21 protein-coding genes and 1 pseudogene are annotated in these 21,217 nt (G+C 35.5%); 12 read left to right on the top strand and 10 right to left on the bottom strand.

The features are described 5' to 3' along the window. Positions 1-158: 158 nt before the first annotated feature. Positions 159-716 carry a thioredoxin family protein gene (locus CBM15_RS10710; RefSeq protein WP_087617493.1) on the top strand — a complete coding sequence of 186 codons (558 nt, stop codon included), beginning with the start codon at positions 159-161 and terminating at the stop codon, positions 714-716. Positions 717-891: 175 nt separating this feature from the next. Next, positions 892-1,818 (top strand): diacylglycerol kinase, encoded by a 927-nt coding sequence (locus CBM15_RS10705; RefSeq protein WP_087617492.1) that lies wholly within the window; start codon positions 892-894, stop codon positions 1,816-1,818. Positions 1,819-2,225: 407 nt separating this feature from the next. Here the strand turns inward: CBM15_RS10705 and CBM15_RS10700 are convergent, their stop codons facing one another. Continuing rightward, positions 2,226-3,911: a methyl-accepting chemotaxis protein gene (locus tag CBM15_RS10700; protein WP_087617491.1), complete on the bottom strand. Its 1,686-nt coding sequence runs from the start codon at positions 3,909-3,911 to the stop codon at positions 2,226-2,228. 187 nt (positions 3,912-4,098) lie between these two features. Between CBM15_RS10700 and rlmD the strand changes: the two genes are divergently transcribed. After that, entirely contained in the window at positions 4,099-5,466 is a 1,368-nt protein-coding gene (rlmD, locus tag CBM15_RS10695; RefSeq protein WP_087617490.1) for a 23S rRNA (uracil(1939)-C(5))-methyltransferase RlmD, read from the top strand. 278 nt (positions 5,467-5,744) lie between these two features. Here rlmD and CBM15_RS10690 read toward each other — a convergent pair whose 3' ends face one another. Further along, positions 5,745-6,284 carry a hypothetical protein gene (locus CBM15_RS10690; RefSeq protein ID WP_087617489.1) on the bottom strand — a complete coding sequence of 180 codons (540 nt, stop codon included), beginning with the start codon at positions 6,282-6,284 and terminating at the stop codon, positions 5,745-5,747. Between the two features lie 1,012 nt (positions 6,285-7,296). Here CBM15_RS10690 and CBM15_RS10685 point away from each other — a divergent pair. Further along, a complete protein-coding gene (locus CBM15_RS10685; RefSeq protein ID WP_087617488.1) occupies positions 7,297-8,043 on the top strand; it encodes a DUF2935 domain-containing protein in 747 nt (248 codons plus the stop codon). Between the two features lie 287 nt (positions 8,044-8,330). Here the strand turns inward: CBM15_RS10685 and CBM15_RS10680 are convergent, their stop codons facing one another. Beyond that, positions 8,331-9,017, bottom strand: coding sequence for a type 1 glutamine amidotransferase domain-containing protein (locus tag CBM15_RS10680; protein WP_087617487.1), 687 nt, complete (start codon positions 9,015-9,017; stop codon positions 8,331-8,333). Positions 9,018-9,091: 74 nt separating this feature from the next. On the opposite strand from CBM15_RS10680, the gene CBM15_RS10675 reads away from it, so the two are divergent. Both CBM15_RS10675 and CBM15_RS10670 read left to right on the top strand, forming a co-directional pair. Continuing rightward, entirely contained in the window at positions 9,092-9,433 is a 342-nt protein-coding gene (locus CBM15_RS10675; RefSeq protein ID WP_087617486.1) for a MerR family transcriptional regulator, read from the top strand. Positions 9,434-9,675: 242 nt separating this feature from the next. Further along, the gene (locus tag CBM15_RS10670) at positions 9,676-10,563 is read left to right on the top strand and encodes a glycine-rich domain-containing protein (protein WP_087617485.1); all 888 of its coding nucleotides are present in this window, start codon (positions 9,676-9,678) and stop codon (positions 10,561-10,563) included. Between the two features lie 364 nt (positions 10,564-10,927). On the opposite strand, the gene CBM15_RS10665 is transcribed toward CBM15_RS10670, so the two are convergent. The 3 genes from CBM15_RS10665 to CBM15_RS10655 form a co-directional block, all read right to left on the bottom strand. Continuing rightward, entirely contained in the window at positions 10,928-11,644 is a 717-nt protein-coding gene (locus CBM15_RS10665; protein ID WP_087617484.1) for an FAD-dependent oxidoreductase, read from the bottom strand. Positions 11,645-11,844: 200 nt separating this feature from the next. After that, positions 11,845-12,273: a MarR family winged helix-turn-helix transcriptional regulator gene (locus CBM15_RS10660; RefSeq protein WP_087617483.1), complete on the bottom strand. Its 429-nt coding sequence runs from the start codon at positions 12,271-12,273 to the stop codon at positions 11,845-11,847. A 125-nt stretch (positions 12,274-12,398) separates the two neighbouring features. Continuing rightward, entirely contained in the window at positions 12,399-13,028 is a 630-nt protein-coding gene (locus CBM15_RS10655; RefSeq protein WP_087617482.1) for a nitroreductase family protein, read from the bottom strand. Positions 13,029-13,225: 197 nt separating this feature from the next. On the opposite strand from CBM15_RS10655, the gene CBM15_RS10650 reads away from it, so the two are divergent. Next, on the top strand, positions 13,226-13,789 hold the full coding sequence (locus CBM15_RS10650) for a CotY/CotZ family spore coat protein (RefSeq protein ID WP_087617481.1): 564 nt from the start codon (positions 13,226-13,228) through the stop codon (positions 13,787-13,789). Positions 13,790-13,846: 57 nt separating this feature from the next. On the opposite strand, the gene CBM15_RS10645 is transcribed toward CBM15_RS10650, so the two are convergent. Beyond that, a complete protein-coding gene (locus tag CBM15_RS10645; RefSeq protein ID WP_087617480.1) occupies positions 13,847-14,212 on the bottom strand; it encodes a dehydrogenase in 366 nt (121 codons plus the stop codon). Between the two features lie 11 nt (positions 14,213-14,223). Beyond that, positions 14,224-15,411, bottom strand: a complete 1,188-nt coding sequence (locus CBM15_RS10640; RefSeq protein ID WP_087617479.1) for a ParM/StbA family protein — start codon at positions 15,409-15,411, stop codon at positions 14,224-14,226. Between the two features lie 156 nt (positions 15,412-15,567). Here CBM15_RS10640 and CBM15_RS10635 point away from each other — a divergent pair, with 156 nt between their 5' ends. The 3 genes from CBM15_RS10635 to CBM15_RS10625 all read left to right on the top strand — a co-directional run bounded on the left by CBM15_RS10635 (position 15,568) and on the right by CBM15_RS10625 (position 19,361). Continuing rightward, on the top strand, positions 15,568-16,338 hold the full coding sequence (locus CBM15_RS10635) for a CsxC family protein (protein ID WP_087617478.1): 771 nt from the start codon (positions 15,568-15,570) through the stop codon (positions 16,336-16,338). Positions 16,339-16,442: 104 nt separating this feature from the next. Next, a complete protein-coding gene (locus CBM15_RS10630; RefSeq protein ID WP_087617477.1) occupies positions 16,443-18,263 on the top strand; it encodes a hypothetical protein in 1,821 nt (606 codons plus the stop codon). A gap of 276 nt (positions 18,264-18,539) precedes the next feature. Then, positions 18,540-19,361 carry a CsxC family protein gene (locus CBM15_RS10625; RefSeq protein WP_087617532.1) on the top strand — a complete coding sequence of 274 codons (822 nt, stop codon included), beginning with the start codon at positions 18,540-18,542 and terminating at the stop codon, positions 19,359-19,361. Between the two features lie 150 nt (positions 19,362-19,511). Here the strand turns inward: CBM15_RS10625 and CBM15_RS10620 are convergent. Together CBM15_RS10620 and CBM15_RS19280 are read right to left on the bottom strand one after the other, a co-directional pair. Beyond that, positions 19,512-19,836: pseudogene (locus CBM15_RS10620) on the bottom strand (CotH kinase family protein); the annotation flags it as partial. A gap of 406 nt (positions 19,837-20,242) precedes the next feature. Further along, positions 20,243-20,380: a hypothetical protein gene (locus tag CBM15_RS19280; RefSeq protein WP_162287368.1), complete on the bottom strand. Its 138-nt coding sequence runs from the start codon at positions 20,378-20,380 to the stop codon at positions 20,243-20,245. A gap of 86 nt (positions 20,381-20,466) precedes the next feature. On the opposite strand from CBM15_RS19280, the gene CBM15_RS10615 reads away from it, so the two are divergent. After that, on the top strand, positions 20,467-20,937 hold the full coding sequence (locus tag CBM15_RS10615; RefSeq protein ID WP_087617476.1) for an SRPBCC domain-containing protein: 471 nt from the start codon (positions 20,467-20,469) through the stop codon (positions 20,935-20,937). Positions 20,938-20,991: 54 nt separating this feature from the next. After that, positions 20,992-21,177 carry a hypothetical protein gene (locus CBM15_RS10610; RefSeq protein ID WP_087617475.1) on the top strand — a complete coding sequence of 62 codons (186 nt, stop codon included), beginning with the start codon at positions 20,992-20,994 and terminating at the stop codon, positions 21,175-21,177. The last annotated feature ends 40 nt before the right edge of the window (positions 21,178-21,217 follow it).

The following is a 21,217-nucleotide window of genomic DNA, read 5'->3' as shown; positions in this document are numbered from 1 at the left end:
TTATAAAATTCTCGAAAGTATTAAGAATCTGCTGTTTTATGTAACTTGTTTTGAAAATTTAGAATTGTATTATTGTGTAACAATTTTGACACATAAAACTTTCTTTTTTTCTTGAAAACGTGCAAAATAGAAGAGAGCATTTGAAAGGTGGTATATATATGAAAACAGAACAACAATATTTTGAAGAGAGCAAATCCATGAAAGAATATATGGATGCAATGTCTCAATTAAAAGAACAAAGTTTTGCTATTTATGAGAGCTTTGAGCTTCCGGAAGATACAGCTTTTATTGAAAAGCTGAAAAATGCCAATGTCCATATTTTAGCAATTACTGAAGACTGGTGCGGGGATGCAATGATTAACAATCCAATCATTCGCAAAGTTGCAGAAGCAGCAGATGTAGAAATTCGTACAGCATTACGCGATGCGGATACAGATTTGATTGATCGTTATTTAACGAATGGTGGACGTGCTATTCCAATGTACTTGATTTTAAATGAAGCAGGAGAAGTAATTACAACGTGGGGCCCACGTGCACCGCAATTACAGCAGCTAGTAACCGATTTACGTGCAACATTACCGGATAAAGAAGATCCAACATTTGAAGACGCACAAAAAGTGGTATACGAAAATATGCGCGGGCAATATGTAAACGATTCAAAGCTGTGGAGCTATGTATATGAAGATTTTAAAAATAAGATAATCGCAGCAATATAATTTTACTTTACCTGTTACTTTTACGAGTTCTTACTATATAATATAGTAGGAACTTTTTTCTATTTTAAGCGTATTATTGAAGAGAATATCCTGGGTACTATTGTTGCTTTTCTAAAACAGACAGCAGTATACTTTGGACAGAATGAAAAATATAATTAATCAGGATGAGATCAATATGAAAAGAGCGAGAATTATATATAACCCAACTTCGGGTCGTGAAGTATTTAAGAGACATCTTCCGGAAGTATTGGAGAAACTCGAAATAGCAGGATATGAAACTTCATGCCATGCAACGACTGGTGAAGGTGATGCAACAAAAGCTGCAATCGAAGCTGTAAGACGCGAATTTGATGTTGTAATTGCGGTAGGTGGAGACGGGACGTTAAATGAAGTAGTGGCAGGTGTTAGTCAATGCGAAAAACGGCCAAAGCTTGGTTTAATTCCAATGGGGACCACAAATGACTTTGCACGGGCTGTTCGTATTCCCCGAAATGTTGAAGAAGCACTAAACATCATTCTTGCAGGGGATACAATACCTGTCGATGTCGGTATTTTGAATGACGACCGCTACTTCATTAACATTGCTGCAGGCGGGCGTATCACCGAGCTGACATACGAAGTACCGAGCAGAATGAAAACGGTACTTGGACAAATGGCGTATTATTTGAAGGCAATTGAAATGATTCCTTCTATTAAAGCAACTCATATGAAAATCCAAATGGATGAGGAAGAGTTTGATGGTAAAGCGATGATGTTTTTATGTGGCTTAACAAATTCCGTAGGCGGTTTCGAAAAAATCGCACCCGATGCATCAATCAATGATGGACTGTTCACTGTTATGATTTTAAAGGAATGCAATATTGCGGATTTCATACGTATTGCTTCATTGGCATTGCGTGGCGAGCATTTATCCGACGAACGTGTCATTTACAGAAAAGCTAGTCGTGTTGTCGTATCATCTGATCAGGAAGTGCATTTAAATCTGGACGGTGAATATGGCGGCGATGCACCAGCTGTTTTCCAAAATTTAAAACGGCATATTGAAGTATTCGTGCCGAAAGATAAAATTCGTGAAATTGAAACGGATGAAGAAGTAATTTAACTATAGCTTGCAAGGGTAGTGGAATGCCCTTGTGAGTTTTTTTGTTTTTATCGGGAAGAGTCGGGGGACGGGGAATTAGCGGTTTTCTAATATAGTGCTTAAATGTTCTAATAAAATAAATTAAGTTCTAATAAAAGCGGGAAGTACTAATATATCGCTTTGATCTTCTAATACCGGGTCGAGATGTTCAAATAAACTCACCGAATGTACTAATATCCTCTAAACACTTTCTAATAAAGCCTTTCAATATTCTAATATCCGCTAGCTTCATTTGAAAGAACACCCAGAACAGCGTATACAATACCAATTTTCTAATATAAATGGTCAAAATACTCGATGTAAATCTAAAAACCTCCACTCCAACAATTATAAACCGTTAAAGTGAAGGCATTTTAAGTCAATTCCTTTTACAATGTAAATTTATCCATACTTTGTTGCAGCTGTTTTGCCTGATTCGCTAAACGTTTAGAAAGCTCTTCCATATCATCGACAATTTCAGTTTGAAGTTGTGTCGCATTTGCTACTTGCGCTACATCCGCCATCGTTTTTTCTGTACCTTGCGAAATTTCGATGACTGAAGCCGCAACTTCTTCTGAGCTTGCTGAAATTTGCTGTGATGTAGCAGAAATATGTTCTACACGCTCCGTTATATTGTAAATATTTTCGGTAATCGTGTGGAATGACTGACCGGCACGATCGATGACAACAACACCATCATTTGCACACTTGAGACTGCTTTCCACCGCTTCGCCAACATTTTGGGAATTGTACTGAATAGTTTCAGTTAAATGGACAATTTCATTTGCGGACTTTTTGGATTGCTCTGCGAGTTTGCGAACTTCATCTGCGACTACAGCAAAGCCTTTCCCATGTTCACCAGCTCTAGCCGCTTCAATGGCAGCATTCAAGGCAAGCAGATTCGTCTGATCCGCTATATCAGTAATGGCTTTTGTAATTGTACTAATTTGTCCTGACTGTTCAATTAATACGTTTGAAAGGCTGGAAATCGATTGAGTCGATGCATATACTGTTTCCATTTGCTGCATCGCTTCGTCAATAATTTTTACCCCATCATTAGCAAACTGGGTCAATGTAACAGCACCAATATGCAATTCTTGTGTTGATTGGGCAATCGAATTAATTCCCTGTGCCGTCTCATCTACAGCCAGGGCACTTTCATTTGCTCCAATTGTCATCGTTGCGGCGGTCTGTGCAGTATGCTCAATCAGTTCATTAATATGAGCTGTTTCCGATGAAATCGTCTCACTGTTTTTCATAAGTGCATCCGCTGAATTGCTAAGCTGATTTGCGTTTTGCTGAATGCTTACTAACAATTCCTCGAAATTACGCTGCAATGAAATAAAAGCATTCGACAGCATACCAAATTCATCTTTTGTGCGAACTGGTTTGTGTGAAACTTTGATATCCCCGCCAGCCATGTGTTCCAGATCTTTTGTAATTGACTGGAGGCGCAGTGTAATGCCATATTTCGTGTAAATCATGTAGGAAGCTATAACAAGGAGCGCAATAATAATGAATATAACGGATAAAATCATCGATAGTGAAATCATGTTTTTCGTATTATTCACAACTTTATCAAGTTCGGTGTTTTCAATTTGTTCCACTTTCCCGGCAAGCTCGCTTGTGAAATTGCTCGTATATGTATAGTCACCATTCACCACTGATAGCGCGGCTGAAATATCACGTGTCTGTACAGATGAAATCACTCTATCCATTTGTTCGGCAATGATTTCTGATTGGTCTTTTAAGTTATTAATAATCGGTGCAGCATCCGCTGATATATTTTTGCTCTGCACTTCCTCGATGAGCTGGACGAGGCTTGTTGTATGGCTGTTTAGTGAATCCAAGTTATTTTGAGAAGGATCTACTGCATAGGCACGAGCATAGATGCCTTGCGACAGTATATGTTGCTGGATAGCGTTAATCCGCTGAACCTGTGCCATTTGTACATCGACTGCTTTGGAAACTTCATCACCAATCCGGGAAAACTGAACGGTTGCAAATCCGATTGAAAATAAAAGCACCATCCCGATTAAAATAAAGCCAATATTAAGTTTTTTTCGAACTGACATATGCCTCAATCTCCTTGAAATTAATAGAATTATTAGAGTTATAAGGTAAATTATATAGGCAATACATACTGAATACTAGAACAAAAGTAATAATTGGATAGTCAGAACATTAGTAGAAAGTATAATAAGTGCAAATTATATGGAGCATGGTACAATAAAGTGATTGAAATGAGAGGAAGAAATGAACATGTCTGCACCTATTAAAAAAAATGATCGTCAAACAGTTTATATAGAAGATTTAACACATGATGGCAATGGCGTCGCGAAAATCGACGGCTATCCATTATTCATACAAGGGGCACTTCCTGGAGAAACTGCCGAGATTCATGTAATGAAAACATTAAAGAATTATGGGTTTGCAAAAGTAATGAATATACTGGAAAAGTCGCCTGATCGTGTAGAAGCGCCATGTGTCTATTTTTCGCAATGTGGGGGATGTCAATTACAGCATCTTTCGTATGAGGGACAATTAAAATGGAAACAAAATATGGTCGCAAATGTGATGAAGCGTCTTGGGAAAATCGACGCACCTGTCCATCCGGTAAAAGGGATGGAAGAGCCTTGGCATTACCGCAACAAATCACAAATACCTTTTGCGCAAAACGAATCAGGTCAGATGGTGGCAGGCTTCTATAAAACGAAGTCACACTCAATCGTTGATATGGAACGTTGTTTAATTCAAACAGGGGAAGCCGATGTTGTCATGGCAGACTTGAAACGTGAGTTGGAAATTTTAGGTGTGCGTCCGTATGATGAAAAATCCCATCAAGGCATGCTGCGTCATGTTGTCGTTCGTAAAGGTCGCGCAACAGGCGAAGTAATGGTCGTACTCGTTACAAAATCTAAGAAATTCCCGCAGGCGAGCGCGGTAATCGAAAGAATCCGAGCGCTTATCCCGAATGTCACATCCATTGTCCAAAATGTAAACGGCGAGAAAACAAACGTTATATTCGGCAATGATACATTCACACTTTGGGGCAAGGATACAATTGAAGATACAATCGGCAATGTCCGTTTTGAAATTTCGGCACGCTCGTTTTATCAAGTCAACCCGGTTCAAACAGAAGTGCTTTATAAACAGGCCCTCGATTATGCACAACTGACAGGCAATGAACGCGTAATCGATGCCTATTGCGGTATCGGATCCATTTCACTGTTTTTAGCCCAAAAAGCGGGTCATGTAATGGGTGTTGAAATTGTCGAGCAGGCAATCGAAGACGCAAAACGCAATGCCGCATTAAACGGTTTTACAAACACATATTTCGAAGCTGGCCCGGCAGAGGAAGTCATTCCCCGCTGGTACAAAGAAGGTAAAGAAGCAGATGTATTAGTAGTCGATCCGCCGCGTAAAGGCTGTGATGAAGCGCTACTGAATACGATTATCGAACAAAAACCTAAGCGTGTTGTTTACGTTTCTTGCAATCCTGCAACTCTAGCGCGCGACCTCCGCATTTTAGAAGACGGCGGATATAAAACGCAGGAAGTGCAGCCGGTTGATATGTTCCCGCACACGACACATTGTGAAGCGGTTGCTTGGTTGGAGTTAGCTGAATAATCCTTTTTTAAGCATACTTTTCGAAGTATGCTTTATTCGAATGAGTCTTTGGTATAGCTAATTTAATATTGTCATAAAAAAGTAGATGTCTTAGAAGTGTGATAATCATTTCTAAGACATCATTTTTAGGAACTATAAAAATTGTGTAGTCATTAAGTCAAATAGGTATTAAATTGATTACTTTGTTCATCGGAAAAGTAAAAAAGTGAGTTTATACATCATGCATAGACTCACTTTTTTCAAAAAAATGTTTATTAGAATATCTTGTACACCTAAATTTATAAGCTAAAATTAGGGGTGTTAAGTATTTTAGATAGTATCTCTATGTCTTTTTCAGATAATGTCCCTTGTAGTGGATACATTTGAGAAGTTTCTAAATTACATAACATTATTTTTGGGGAATCTGTATGTAATGTACCAATGGTCCAGATTGGTTTTACTGTAGATTCCTTTATTTTATTAATTGGCGTATAGTTTTTTAATTTTTCTTCTCTTGTTGCTTGAATTAGCTTTTTACTACTATGTGCAGGAAGTTTAAATAAATTTATTTCTCTTAAATCATTAGTATCTTCGCTAACATAGAAGACATGTTCGTTTTCAGTTGCTCCAATTATAACTCTTTTCCAATAAACATTTTTTTTATTGGTTGGTTCTACATAATAAAGCGTCTCTGCGTTATTATTGATTTTTAAATTCCAAACACGAGTTTTTAATAGGTTTTCATTCTTTTTATCAATAAAAATTTCTTTGCCTTTGTGCTCAAAATACAATCCTACAATATCATTGTCGTAATAAGTGACAGTGTATTTATTATTCATTTTTCTCACCTCCTTAATGAAATTGTACTATATAGAATAAGGGAATTCGACATATTTTTGAGTAAGAGAATAGGATTTTACGTTTCAAATTAAATAAATTATTATTATTCATTTAAGATGTAATTCTTAGGCGTGTCTAATGAATACAAAAGAAGCTTTTGGAGTAGTATTGAGAATATATCGTAAAGAGACGAATACGCTATTGTCGGAGGTAATCATAGAACATACAATTAAGTGGAGTAGTTGAAAAGGAATTAAAACTTTAAATAAATGATGAATGTAGAGAAGAGTTAGGTAACCCTCAGCACACGACGCATTGTGTAGCTGTTTCTATAATCATTTAAGGATTGTAGAGCAGCTTTTTTGTTTAGCTTTGACAGGACAATTGAATAATAGGCTGCTTCAGAACGAATTAAGTCCGTATCTGTTAAACTTAATAGTGTAGAACGTATTTACAGCAATTAATAACAAATACACAAGCTGAACTACCTAAAATCATCGTTGAATTATATTTTGATAACCCAGACAACATATACAGTGAATTAAAAGGGACAAATAACTTATTAAGAATTGATATTCCAGGGTTATCTATCCACATTGTGAAGCGGTGGCGTGGCTTAAGGTAAAAGTATAAGTAGAGGGGTCAAGAATCGGTAAGATTCTTGGCCCCTCTACAGTTTCATTACAACCCACCAGCACCCTTGTGTTGCCACATACACTCCATACATTGTGAAGCGGTTGCTTGGTTGGAGTTAGTATAATCTATAAAAACGGATATCCGATTGGGGAATCCGTTTTTGTGGTTCAGGAGTAAGGTAGGAGGAATTTATAAGTGAAGTAAGCTATACATCTAAATCCTGCGTTAAGTCTATTGTTAAACATAGGTATTTAAAAAACATTAATTCAAAATACATTGAATACATTAGATACCAATACGACAATAAGAGGAGGGTATCCTATTCCTACATTTGTAACACAATCTTTGGAGGAAATACGGTTTTGGTCAAGGATTATGAAAGAACATGCTTTCTTTTTAAGTCTTGGATTTACAGCTGATCAGACAGAACTTATTCAAGAGGCAAAGTATTTTGTTACAGTTTTTGAACAGATTGAAGAGCAAGTTAGTAGCTATAATGAAAAGACAGACCCAGAAGTAATCAGGCAATTAAACATTCAAGTTTACCAAGCTGCTTGTTATATTTGGGCATATAAGCGAAAAGTATTAGGATTAATTTTAAGCTGCCAAATAATATCTAATAACATCCCATTATTAGTTGACCATACAAGCCGTGAAGCATATTATTTTGCAAAGAGATTGAAACAATTAAATGAAGGGGTAATAATCCCTTTACCTGAAGCTATAATTAAAGAAAATGTATTTTTCCTAAAAATTATGGCGGACCATTCAAAATTTATTGGTCACTTGTTAGATCCTTCAGAACGAAAATTAGTGGATCAAGCACGTGAGTTCAGTCATGACTTCGATCAACTGCTTTATCAGGCACAAGATTTAGATCATATGCGCCCACAATCCGAAACAAGACCACTCTTAGATCAATTTCTTGATCAAAATCGCGTATCTGTTGTAGCGTTACGTGATTTCAAGAAAACAGCAAGAGATTTAATTGAAGCTTGTAGAATAAAAAGTAATATCCATCCACTTCTTGCTGACCATGTATACCGTGAAGCAGATCACTTTCTGCAAATTATAGATGCATTCGATGCGCATCTCACAGCGCATAGGTCTTCTCAGTCTTAATAGAGAATTCTATTAAGACCAGGAGTTCGACTAACTTTTGATTATTTAAATAGGCATCTACTAAATGACTTATATGATTACACTTTAAACTATGTTTTAATAAACGCGCCAGCACCAATGTGTTGTCACATACAGTCGACACATTGTGAAGCGGTTGCTTGGTTGGAGTTATTATAGAAGTACAATAAAAAAGCTGTGTCAAAAATCCACGTTGTATGGGGATTTTAGCACAGCTTTTTTGAGGTTGAAAATGCTTTTACTCATCAATTTTTTGAGTTAATTTTGTATTAAAGTGATTTTAATAGTTTAATTACATCTTTGGCAACTGCGCCACCTGATGCAGGATTTTGTCCTGTAACAATACGATTATCAGTTACAGTGAATACTGACCAATCAGCATCTTTTACGTAATTAGCACCTTTACGAACAAGTTCATCTTCAGTTAAAAATGGAACGACTTTATCTAGTCCAACAGCAATTTCTTCTGTGTTAGTAAAACCGGTCACTTTAGTATTTTTAATTAAATATTCACCATCACCATTTTTAATATTTAATAATCCAACAACTCCATGACAAACAGCAGAAACAACGCCACCGTTAGCGTGAATAGTGCTTGCAATGTTTTGTAGGTTTTCGTCTTCTGGGAAATCCCACATAACTCCATGACCACCTGCATAATAGATAGCATCATAATCATTTGGGTTAATAGAATCAGCCGGCAAAGTAGTGCTTAGTTTATTTAAGAAATCAGCATTTGCGTAATATTGCCAATCTAATTCAGTCATTTGATCAGCTTGTAAGCTGTGTGGGTCAAGTGGTGTATGGCCACCTTTAGGGCTCACATAATCAATTTCATACCCTGCTTTTTCTATTTCAGCTGCAAAGTGAACAGCTTCTCCTAACCATAATCCTGTTGCACGTTCTAAATTGGGATACTTAGAGGTATTCGTTACTACTAATAAAATCTTTTTCATTATACAATCTCCTTTAAGTTTGATACTATCAAGCTTATAGGTTAAACCATACTTTAAGTCAAGGAGGACACCTCGTGTATACAATCCAACAAGCGAGCCTCTTAATTGAAATACCTGCAAGTTCAATTCGATACTATGAAAAAATAGATTTAATTCCACCAATAAAAAGAAATGAACAAAAGCATCGAATATTTGATGAACAAGACATTGAACTTTTAAAATTAATTAAATGTTTTCGAAGTCTAGGCATGTCAATTGAGGATATAAGAGAAAATATATCAACGCTGAATTTAGAGCAGGAAGAGATTAATACACAAGCTATATTAATTCAGCACAAGAAAAAATTAGAAGAGCAAATTGACATTTTAAATTCTTTTATTAGTGAAATTGATCAGAAAATAATTCCTACATTTTAACGTTAAAAGATTAAGCTGAGTGATTCTACTACATCATTCGGTTTTTTGTTGTTTTAAAATGAAAACATAACTTGTCAATATCATTAATTTACAGGAAGTATAATAACAAATGGGGATGAAAAGAAGCTGCTTGGATTTCAAAACTTCCAATGAGTTAGGCATTTGTTTCTCATGCTTTTTATATGATATAGAGGAATTATTTTATCATTATTTGAAATCTACATAGGGATGGGGGTTATTAAATGAAATGGTTACTCCTGCTGGCAGTAGTTATTTGGTTTATTTTACTTTTACGTAAAAAACGCTCGTTTAAATTTGGCTTATTGCCAAATACGATAGACATAAAACCGATTAAAGGATTAAAAAAGCTGTGTGATAACCTAGAGCAATCACTTAGTAATATTTTTATGGACAACGTAGAAAAGAGGGTAGGGAAAAATAATAAGTTAAAAGAAAATGAGTACGAGTGGCGCCTCCTGGATTTAAAACGTTATTTTATTATGACTTATTTTTTGAAGAAGTCCCCAATGTTTAGTGAGAAAGTCGATGAATTGTGGCATGAGATGCTCATGTTTACCCGTGAGTATGATGATTTTTCAAAGAGTTATTTAGGGACAACACTTCATCACAATCCAAATGTCAATGAAGAGCCTGATCCTGATTTACGCGGATTTTTTGATTGGGTGTATACTGAGCTTTTTAATTTAAGAAAGGAGAACATCTATCTTTATAAAGGCTTTTTCAGATACCCTGTACATCCAAATGTTATTGATGAGTTTAGAAATTTACCGGAAAATGAACTAATAGAGAATTACTTTAAAAATGATATAAAGTATATGACTACTGTCCGGGCGCTTATTTCTTCCATGAAAAAGTCAGCAAACGGAATAAAGGATTATGATAAAAACGTTATAAGTGAAATGCTGAAAAAAAGAAAATATCAGGAAAGTTACAATACAATGCTTGTTCCTTTCTTATCTGTTTCTTATTTTCATTACAATGAATTTAAAAGTTATATGAAGGTAAGCAGTAGCAGTTCCTCGAGTTGTAATAGTTGCAGTTCGGCAAGCTTCTGCAGTTCTTGTTCGTCGGATTCTTCCTGCTCAAGCTGCGGTGGGGGTGGAGATTAATAAAAAGAAACTTCATTAGACTCAAATAAAATGAAGGTGCGCTATATTTACTAATGCTACATACACTCCTTACTTTGTGTAGTTGTCACTTGGTTAAACGGGTGAAGTTAGTTTAATAATGAAGCAAAAACAGGCGGTTGTGCAGACGCGTTGCCCAAACGAAAGAAAAGCTTTTGCCAGACAGAAAAAAGCATCGAAAAGCGGCTCCTTCTATAATTGTTGCTGTTCTTATTCTTGCTCTCTTCACACTCGCCACATGTTGTAGCGGTCGTTTGGTTGGAGTTAGTTTAATATAAAGATAAAAAAGCGGGGCTATCCTAAGAGTAGAACAACTCTTTCGGATAGCCCCGTTTCATATAATCACTTAAATTGTAGATTCCGCCGGGAAAAAATTAGGTAATTGTCGTTCACGTTTATCAAGGACAATTTGTTCTGGTTTGATACCTTGTTCACGCAACACGTCAATGTTTTGCATAATAAACTCGTCGCTGCCGACAACATAAAACAGACCGTCTTGATCTGCAGCAAGTTTTTTCACTTCTTCATAGTAATCTTTCCGATTATCGACGTACTGTGATGTGAAGTTTTTATCAGGTGCAGATTCGAAAATATCGGTAAATAAGTAGTCTTTTGTTGAATCGATAGTAAGAGAATGAATGCGATTAATGTTGTCAGGACGTTCAAAATAAGTAAGTACAAGCGGTCTAAACGTTGCAATGCCTACACCTGAAGACAATAAGTAAATGTTTTTATCTTGTCTTTGCAGCGGTACATTGGAATGGATTTTAAAGAGTGCAACTTTATCGCCGACTTCGAGATTTCTTAAAATCGATTTAAATTCAGAGCACAGTTCTTTAATACGGGTTGTTATCCCGACAGTCTGCTCATTTGGTAACGTGGAGATTGACATATGACGAACTAAGCTTTTATTTGGCTGATCACCAGCATTGAAACCTTCTAATGCAAGGTGGGTGTGGGCGCCTTCTTCCCATGTGAAGTCTTCGGGAAGGTCGAGCAAAAACGTTTTAACTTCTGGTGTTTCATCAATAATTTTGTTTATTTTCGTCCAGTATATTTGCATAAAACATTCTCCTTAAGTAATGCTTATTTTCTTTATAGTTATAGTATATCATAGATGATAAACATTCTCATTTAAAACTATCCGTAAATACATTAATTTATTGGAAACGCCAGTAGTGAAAAGGGTTATGAGAGCAAAAAAAGAAGAACGATTTCCTGGATACAGAAGATCGTTCTTCTTATTTTATTATTATGCAACGATTAAAGCTTCTCTACATTTTGATTTAAGCGCGTAAGAAACTGTTTAAGCTGCTGTAATTCGCTATCTGAAAAATCTTCATAAAGGTCATTCAGAAATTGATCTTTAAACATTGTGCAACCTTCAAGTAATGCTCGTCCTTTATCGGTAATCGTTACAAGAACTTCACGGTTGTTTTTTGCATTGCGTTGTCGTTCCACATAATGCTGTTCTTCAAGCAGCTTTAAATGGCGCGTAATTGCAGATTGATCGATAGCTAAGGATTGTTGCAGAACCTTTTGAGAAACGCTTCCTTTTTTTAATAAAGAAACTAATATTTCATATCTCGTTAAACTGACTTCTGTTCTTTTTTCAAATATTTGCGTTACATGACGGTCTAATCTTTTTAACATCATGATCATCTGTTTTTTATCATCCAAACAAACTTCCATACTATACCTCCTTACATTGATTGCTCTTCGTTCCAAGTATCCCTATATGGTAGCATTTCCGTTCATTCGGATAAAGTCTAAAAAATTTCAATTGAACATGTCAGGCAAAGGATCCTATAAGTCCATTAGCTAGAAAAACGAATAATTTGTTCGAATGGTAAACGAGATGAATTACGTGCTGGCATAGCAGCTTTTCCGATAGCGATTAAAATCATCGGAACCTCATTGGCAGGCAACTCATATTTTTTAGCGAATGCAACTTTATCAAAGCCGCCCATTATTACTGTGTCATAGCCCATATCCTTCGCTAAAAGTACGATTTGCATAGAAATTAAACCTGAATCCAAATGTGCAATATTACTGCGTTCAGCATCAGAAAAATTGCTGTACGATGCTTCGGAATTTGAAATCATCATATCTGCAATTTCACGTGGCATATAGCCTAACTCAACATTTAAATCATTAATTTGCTTGGCATTTTTATACATTTCGATATCGCCAATGACTGCAATAATTGCAGATGACGTTTCGATTTGTTCCTGATTAAATCCAGCGATGCGCAACTCTTTCTTTTGCTCCTGATCGTCAATAACAAGGAAGCGCCAAGGCTGTAGGTTACTTGATGAAGGAGCTGATGTTGCTTGCTGTAAAATATGTTCAATTGTCTCACGGGGAATCGTAACACCAGGTTCATATTTACGAACCGATTTACGTTCATCCATTAATTTTTCTAAAGCTGATTTTTGTTGTGACATTTTTTTCACCCTTCTTTATCGAAATTGGAGTAGAATTTTATTTTAGTTGATGAGTCAACAATTGACAAGTCATATGTCTTGGGGAGACTCGCTGGTGGATATTCAATTTTTCTATGTCGATAGGCGATGTATTCAAGCAAAACACTAGATCTACCCATATGATAAAAAGAAATTATTATTTATTGGGAGTGAATGACATGTATAACCATGAAAAAGAGAGCAGTTATAATCAAGAATATTTTCCAAGTTACAAAGAAGATGGGCATTGCAGGGGGAATTGCAATAAGGATAAACATAAAGGCGCATGCGTAGAAGAAATTCTTGAGGCAATTTTAAAAGCACAAAGGAAAGCCGAGAATGATCATGACAAGAAATGTTCTTCATGCGATGAATCATTTGAAGAACGATTAGAAGAAAAAGAACACAAAAAATTTAGTAAAAACACAATTCCGGTTATTCTGTATTGTGGGTGTGAACCATTTAAAGGTGAAGGCGTAACGGCTTGTCCGGCAGGAATGAAGGATAAAAAATTCATATGCATTACTAGTTTTATTTTCAAGGTCAGAGAAATAAAAGGCAATTGTGCTGAATTGGAACTTTTAACGTTTAAACCAAAAAGAGATCGGTGCAATAAGTTCATGAGCCCTTGTGAACAAATTAACCATCAATATGTTAGCGACTTAATGAAAACAGGAATCTGCATTACTGTAGACTTATCCTGTTTCTGTGCAGTTACTACTTTACCAGCTGTACGACTATAGAAATGTGGTAGTGTTTTAATAATAGGTGAACTCTCCCCTAAAGTTCACCTATACAATTTACCCTCCAAAAACATCCAGAATATCATCGACTTCCTGTATATCTAAATGAGTTGAGTTTGTTTTGACCTTTTTCGTTGTAATGCTTGCATATACATTATTTACTTGATGTCCCTGCAGCAATTGCTTGATTTCGACTAATGCCACTAAAATATCTTCATTTGGCTGGCTTTTTTTAGCGGGATGAAAATATTCAGTAAGTGCTGATAATAATAAATGATTGAGTGTCTGATTTTCGGCATGGTATTCGATTTGTTTTAAGATTTCTGTTGAAACCCCCACTGATTCTCCGCTTTTAACATCGATAAAAAGTGATGGAACTGTTAGTGCAGTCTTATTGAAATAGTCTGTATATAATTTAGACATATCCATCATCCTTAATTTCTCACAGAGATGAGGTTTTCATTTTCTGTTTGAGCCTTAATTTGCTTCATTTTTGCTAGAATCATCAGACCATGAACGTTTAATTTCTCCATATTTTCGGGGAATGTCAATTGAATTGGACGACCTCTATCAGCCCATCGAACTGCAACTTCCTGTATTTGCTTCTGTGCTAGCTTGGCAGCACCTCCGACTGCAATATACCGCGTAGCTCCCTTGATTTCGCTAGAACTGCTTCTGACCCGATCAAAATGTTCCAAATACTTGATGGCCATTGATTTTAATTGTGGAACAATATATTTACTTATATCTTTTCTGACACCTGCAAAAGGCTCCACATACCATTCTGATTGTCCGGCAGCCAATTTTTCCTCTAATTCTGCACGAGAATCAAATTTATATAATTCATTTTTACTAACCTTTTGAATAATATTATCGAGGAATTGATTAATGCCAAATGTTTCTCCTTCTACAGAAGCAACTGGTTTATTATTCTTGATTCCGACAAAATCAACAGAATCCCCTCCTAAATCCCCAATAATAATCCCTTTCTGTGAATCCCTAACTAGCTCATCGTCTTTGATTCCCAATGTCTCTTGATCTCGTGTTAATCCAAGGTAAGCACAGGCACCTTCCGCTCCGATAATGACATCTTCTACATACAATTTAACTGTTATTTCTTTCGGTTCTGTAACACCTGGTACTTTATGAAAAATCACGGTATGGGCCCCTGACAACCGTTGTCTAAACTTATCTTTCATTTCCTTATATTGAGTAGTTGGCAGTGATACCGCTAATTGATCAATGTGATAGTTTATTTCGGTTTCCTCAGGATTTACGCAAATGGCATGAAATGCAGCTAAACCAAATAAGAGAATATAAGTGCGATCTTCCTCGACTTTTTGATTATTGAATCCGGTTAAGCTTACATCACGCTTTTTAGTGGCTGCCTTGCCAATATAGAATATTTCCCTTTTATCGATGATGGCATGACTTTTGAGTTCAACAATCAGATTTTCTTCAAATTTGATATCTCCCTCATCATAAGGCTTTTCATGGAACTCCTCATCGTATAAAGAGATTGCATTTGGAATCTGATAATCCCGATAATATCCATCATCAGATGATAAAGCTTTATACCAGCTATTCCCACAATCTACCGCAAGAAGGTTTTTCCCTTCCATATTTCACTCACCTCTCATTTTTAATTGTATGCAGAACAATAGCCCACACGTGCCTGTACTTTTTAATTTCATGCTAAATATAACAATAGGTATTCGCCCAGAGGATGGGCATTTAGCCCGCATATGATGCACTAATTGATATTTAGGAGGGGCAAGATGTTCGAAGATAAAAAAAGTGATGTATGTAAAATCTCGTCAAATTTAAATGAGTGTGATAATAAACCTCATAAACCCCATGTAAGTATTGGGAAAATATATACAAAAGTTCCGGTAGTGTTAGCCGAACTCACGGTACAAGTAAATTTAGACGCATGTATTAAATTTCCTAAGCCTGTCTTGGAAATAAAAGATGTGAAAAAACAGATTAAAATAGTACAATGCAGATTGCTTCTGCCAACGAATAAATTATTTATAAAAGGGTTCGTGCGAAAAAATATTCAATATGCGAGCCCAATGACAGAACCCGATTGTAATATAAAAACCATTTCTTCCAGCATAAATTCCCTGACGGTTGATGTTCCTTTTAGTTGTGTAACGGAAATCAAACACTACTTGAGAAAACCTGTTCAGCCTGCACTCAACACTCGAAGTGAATTCGATTTCTTAATTGCAGATACATTGCCAAGCGGGTTTCCGGAAAAAGATGAATTTTTATCAAGCGATCTTTCTCAGTTTCATCAAAACTCAACTCAATATTATAATGAATTACCATTCTGCGAGTTAGTTTCCAGTAATATTATTGAATGGGATGAAGCGATTGATCGAAAACATTTATCAAAGGATGCTCCTATAGGTGAAGGTGTCTTTACTCAAGTTGAAGAAAAAATGGTTGTTGATATTACGTTAAAAGTACTTCAGAATCAACAAATTCGTGTATCTTCAACAACAAATGACGATTGTGATGACGATTGTGATGACTATTGTTAAGAATTTAATACTAGAAATTTTTAAAATATGACTGGTGAATGATCTTTAGCTTTTCGTAAGGAGGGGAAAGGAAGGGGTGCGTATAAGCATTCCTTCCAAAAGCGATGAATAATTTCCGGAATCAATATGTAGACCCCGACTCATTTCAAGGTAAAGTTTATGATTATTATAGAAATCCAACCAACCCAATTCACTTTGCTATAAATAATCAGGGAGGATTCGAACAGAAGGAAAATCAACAAAGTCGAAAAAAAAATGATTATGACAATACAAAAAAGCATTCCTTCTATATAAATAATCAATTTGGAAAAATAAACGATTCAAAACCAGTTATGTTTTCACCACCAAAGGTTGATTCTATAGAAAAGCCTTTGATTGAAAATACATCAGAAGAATTACCATTTAATATTGCTCCAGACAAAAACTCACATATAGAGAAAAAGAGCAGGAAAGAAGTAGTTTCAAATTTAATTAAGGAATTCTCTCATATGCTTGAGGCTAACAATTCCTTATCAACTCCGAGTGAAAATACATCCACAGCTGAAAATAACTTAGGTGAAGAATATACCAATAATCCAGATATTAAAAATGTTAATGAAGATCACGGCATTATGGAAGATAAATTCTTCACCATGTTTTCAGAGGTCGTTGAATTGCAGAAAGAAATTCAAAACAGTAACACGAATGAAGCAGTTATGGATGGGTTGGATGAAAGTACTGACACGATAGATAATAAATTCTTAACGATGCTTTCGGAAAACGTAGAGTTGGATGAAGAACAACATTACGGTAACCTGAATCCAGAAGATAATGATGCGATTGATGAAAGTACAGATATGATGGTAAATGAATTCTTAACGATGCTTTCTGAAAGCGAGGAGTTGGAGGAAGAAGAGCAAGATAGTAACATGAATGAAGCAGATAATGATGCGTTGGATAAAAGTACCGATATGATGGCAGAAAAATTCTTAACGATGCTTTCAGAAAGTGATGAGTTGGAAGAAGAAAAGCAAGACGGTAACCTGAACACAGAAGATAATGATGGGTTTGATGAGAATACCAACAAGATGGTAGAAAAATTCTTAACGATGCTTTCAGAAAGCGATGAGTCGCAGGAAGAGAAGCAAGATAGTAACACGAATGAAATAGAAGTTGATGCGTTGGATGAAAATACTGACATTTTGGAAAAAAAATTTTCCTCGGTATTTTCAGAAAGCGATGAATTACTGGAAGAAAAGCAAGATAGTTCATTTACAAACTTTGATGACACAAAATCTGAAGATGATAGTATTAACAAAAATAACCCATATAACATAGCGTGTTTTAAGAAAATAGACGATGAGCAGCTTTACCGGAAAAGCACTCAAATTACCGATTTTATCGGAAAGAAAAAAACAACAACTGTCAAGATGCCGGTATTGCTGGCGGAATTAGAAACAGATGTAGATATTGTTGAATCAACGGATTTGCTATTGCCGCTTGATAATATATTGAAAGTTGAATGGTCCGTTCAATCGCTTGATTGTAAAGTTGTATTACCTTCAAAGACAGTTTTTCTAAAAGGGGAATTCATCGCAGAAATTGAATTTAGTAACAAAGAATTGGAAAATGAAATCCATTCATTGAAAATCACTATTCCATGGAAAAAGACAGAAAATATTCACTGGCTATCCGTACCTGATCTTCCTTCTAGTAATCAAAAAGAATTTATGTTCCAATTTCAACAGGAACATGATTCCAATTACCACTATGAAGCTTATCAAAAATTTGCAGAACCCATTCAAAGTCAATTAAAGCAAGTCCATTTTGTATGGAATCAAGAATTAAAACCAAAGGAAAAACAGCTGCAAGTTAATGGTGTCGCGCAATTGTCTATTCATTTGATGCAGGACCAATTTATAGAACTGGATTGCTACTCGAAATAATTATAGAGTAGCATTTTTTTTTTTTGAATAAGAAGGACATGCTTTTTTCCATACTGGAAATATATTTTTAAATAATGAATGGAAAATTGAAAATTTCATTTCTTTATTTGCATAAAAATGTTTTTCAAAATTGAATCATATGACTATTTTACTAGCCCATGACATAAAATCATCTATTCATATGTTAGGAATGTAGAGTGAAACTTTGACTCTAACAAAAAAGAAAGAGGGTTTTAGATAATGGATCAAAATTATCCAATGAATGATGGCCACTCAATGAATGATGGCTATGGAAAGCAAGCTAAAAATTGTAAACCAGGGGAGGATCATGGGGTAAAATCACATCAGCAAATTCCTGTTTCTGATTCAGCTGTTACTCTAGTGGGATCTCCACTTTTAACTCCTTTTTTTAAAATTCCAGTAGTAATTGCAGAAAGAACGCTTCAAATTGTCGTTGAGTCAGATATTTCCCTTTATCCGCCAGCTACTGAGATCAAACGAGTTAAAAAACATGTATTTTTAGATCAAGTAAAACTAGTACCAGTAGCGCCATTCGTACGAATTCCTGGCACTGACTATTTCACAGCAAGAAGAGCAAAATTATTTGTATCAGGACATATTCGTAAAAATATTGAATACGCTTCTGCAGATTACAATGCACCACTTCAAGACCGTATTGCAAATGTTAAGTTTTCAGGATTTGCCGAATTAAATGCTGCAACAGGGGATTTCTTCAACTTCCCAATTATCGGTATCTCTGAAAATGCAGAAGCTAACTTCGTTAACGAAAAAACTCAAATGGACGCTCGTTTGGATAAATACTTCTTCCAAAACCTTGTGAAATACAATGAGCAGCCATATGGTGAATTAGTTGCTGCTAACTTCTATGAACTTGATTTTTCACCGAACTCCACATACCATGATGGATCTTTCCACACTTTACGTGAAAAAATTGTGTTAGACCTTACTTTAAAAGTATTACAAATTCAACAAGTTACAATAGCTGCAGGAGCAACTGCACAAGTTCCTCTACTTTTTGCTTTGACTCCTCCTCCTACTGTAGCTGGTGCTGAAGATACTACAACAACAGAAGAGTAAAAGTAAGCTGGTTTGTTCAGTAGATATTTAGAGAACAAACCTTTTCAAGATGCCACCCTATTTAAAATAGGGTGGTTTTTATTTTTCCATTTAAAGTATAGATATTGACAAATTTTATTGGAAAGAGGATTTGCGAAATGACGCAACCACTTAATCTAACGAATGTAAATTTCCTTTTATATATTTCGCCCGTGCTTCAATAAAATTCAATATATACTCTGGTTCCTTATCAAATAAATCGATCTCATCTTTTTTGTCGCCGAAAATTTTCTACATCGAGAATTCTTGCGGTAAGCGTATTAAATCCTTCGATACGTAAATAATTTTCCTCCATCACTTTTCCTTTTACATCTCTTCCCCATGTTGCATCGTAATCCCACGGGATAATTTCGTATAGTCTGGTTTCGCTATTCTGGTATAAAGCATAATTATGAACAAAACCATCAAAATTTTTGGTGAAAATAACGCCAGCTAATCAATGATGACTTCTTGTATTGAAGAATTCAGGTTATTATCGCTATCTGAAGAATGTGTCACTTAATCTTATTCTATAGGCTAGTTACGACTAAATATCAAGTTAACTAGTTCATATTAGTTAACTTGATATATATCCACCCAATTTAGATATCCAGGATGAAAGGCTAACCAAAGTTCGAGAAGTACCTAATTTTATTTTATGTTTGAATATTTAATATTTTCTGTAACGTTATTTCCTACATAAAGATTTCCTGCTTGGGTTGCAATACTTGAAAGGATAAAATTGAATCGTTACAGTCTGAGTGTGATGGCAATAAATGTATTGACAAGGTTCAAGGTAATCACCGTTGGCAAAGTTATTTCCTGGAACCTTGCATAATTTTGAACGAGCATTTCCACTTTATTTAATAGTTGAACGGACATTTAAATCGGTAAAAAAATTGCATTACAATTGCTGATGCGATCACATCGGACATAGCCAATGCCTCAGCTTCAATTTCATCAAACACTTCAATATCCGTTTGATAGTCTTTTTGAATCATTGTCAGGGCTTCTTTTTTCATTTTTTGGCTATAAATATTTAGTACAATAAAGGGTATAAATAATATAAGAGAAGGAGCATCATACGATGAAAGATTATGGAACACTACATGAATTAAACGGCCGCTATATTTTAAAATTTGAACGATTTTTTTCTGTCATTCCGGAAGATGTTTTCTCTATTTTGACAAGTCCTGAACACTTTATGCAGTGGTATCCTTTCGCAACAGGGGAAATGGATGTCAAACTTGGTGGTGAGATTGCTTTTGATGATGGTGGAGGGACAACATATACAGCAACAATTACAGAACTGGAAAAGCCATATTTGTTTAGTTTCCGTGAAGTTGATGATTTGATAAATATTTCATTGGAAGAAAATAATCGAGGATGTAAAATGAAATTTATCCATACTTTCGATGATGCTTCATGGGCGGTGAATACCGCGGCAGGATGGCATCAATGTCTTGATGTATTCAGCCAAATCGTTAATGGGGAAGCGACAAATTGGCAAGATAACACAGCGGAATTGGGTGAAATTTACAGCGAAGCTTTTAGTTAAACAATGGGATAGAAATTTGCTTTCCACACACACTGTTAGTGGAGGTGAGTTGGAATGGGTAACAATAAACATAAAAATAATAAAACTCAGGATAACAAAAAACAGCAAAACCAAAATCAAAATGCTAACAGACCGCGAGCAAACAGAGAAGAATTTGCTCAGGAAGTAAACTTTAATCAAAATCAGAACCAAAACCAAAATCGTAATAAAAACCAAAAACAGAATAAGAAGGATTGTTAAGTTTTATAAGAAAAGCCCCGATACTCATTAAATTGTGGTA

It is taken from the genome of Solibacillus kalamii (assembly GCF_002174535.1).
In the GTDB taxonomy this organism is placed as follows: Bacteria; Bacillota; Bacilli; order Bacillales_A; family Planococcaceae; genus Solibacillus; species Solibacillus silvestris.
The sequence above is the reverse complement of the archived record's forward strand: the minus strand, read 5'-3'. Positions and strand labels throughout refer to the sequence as shown.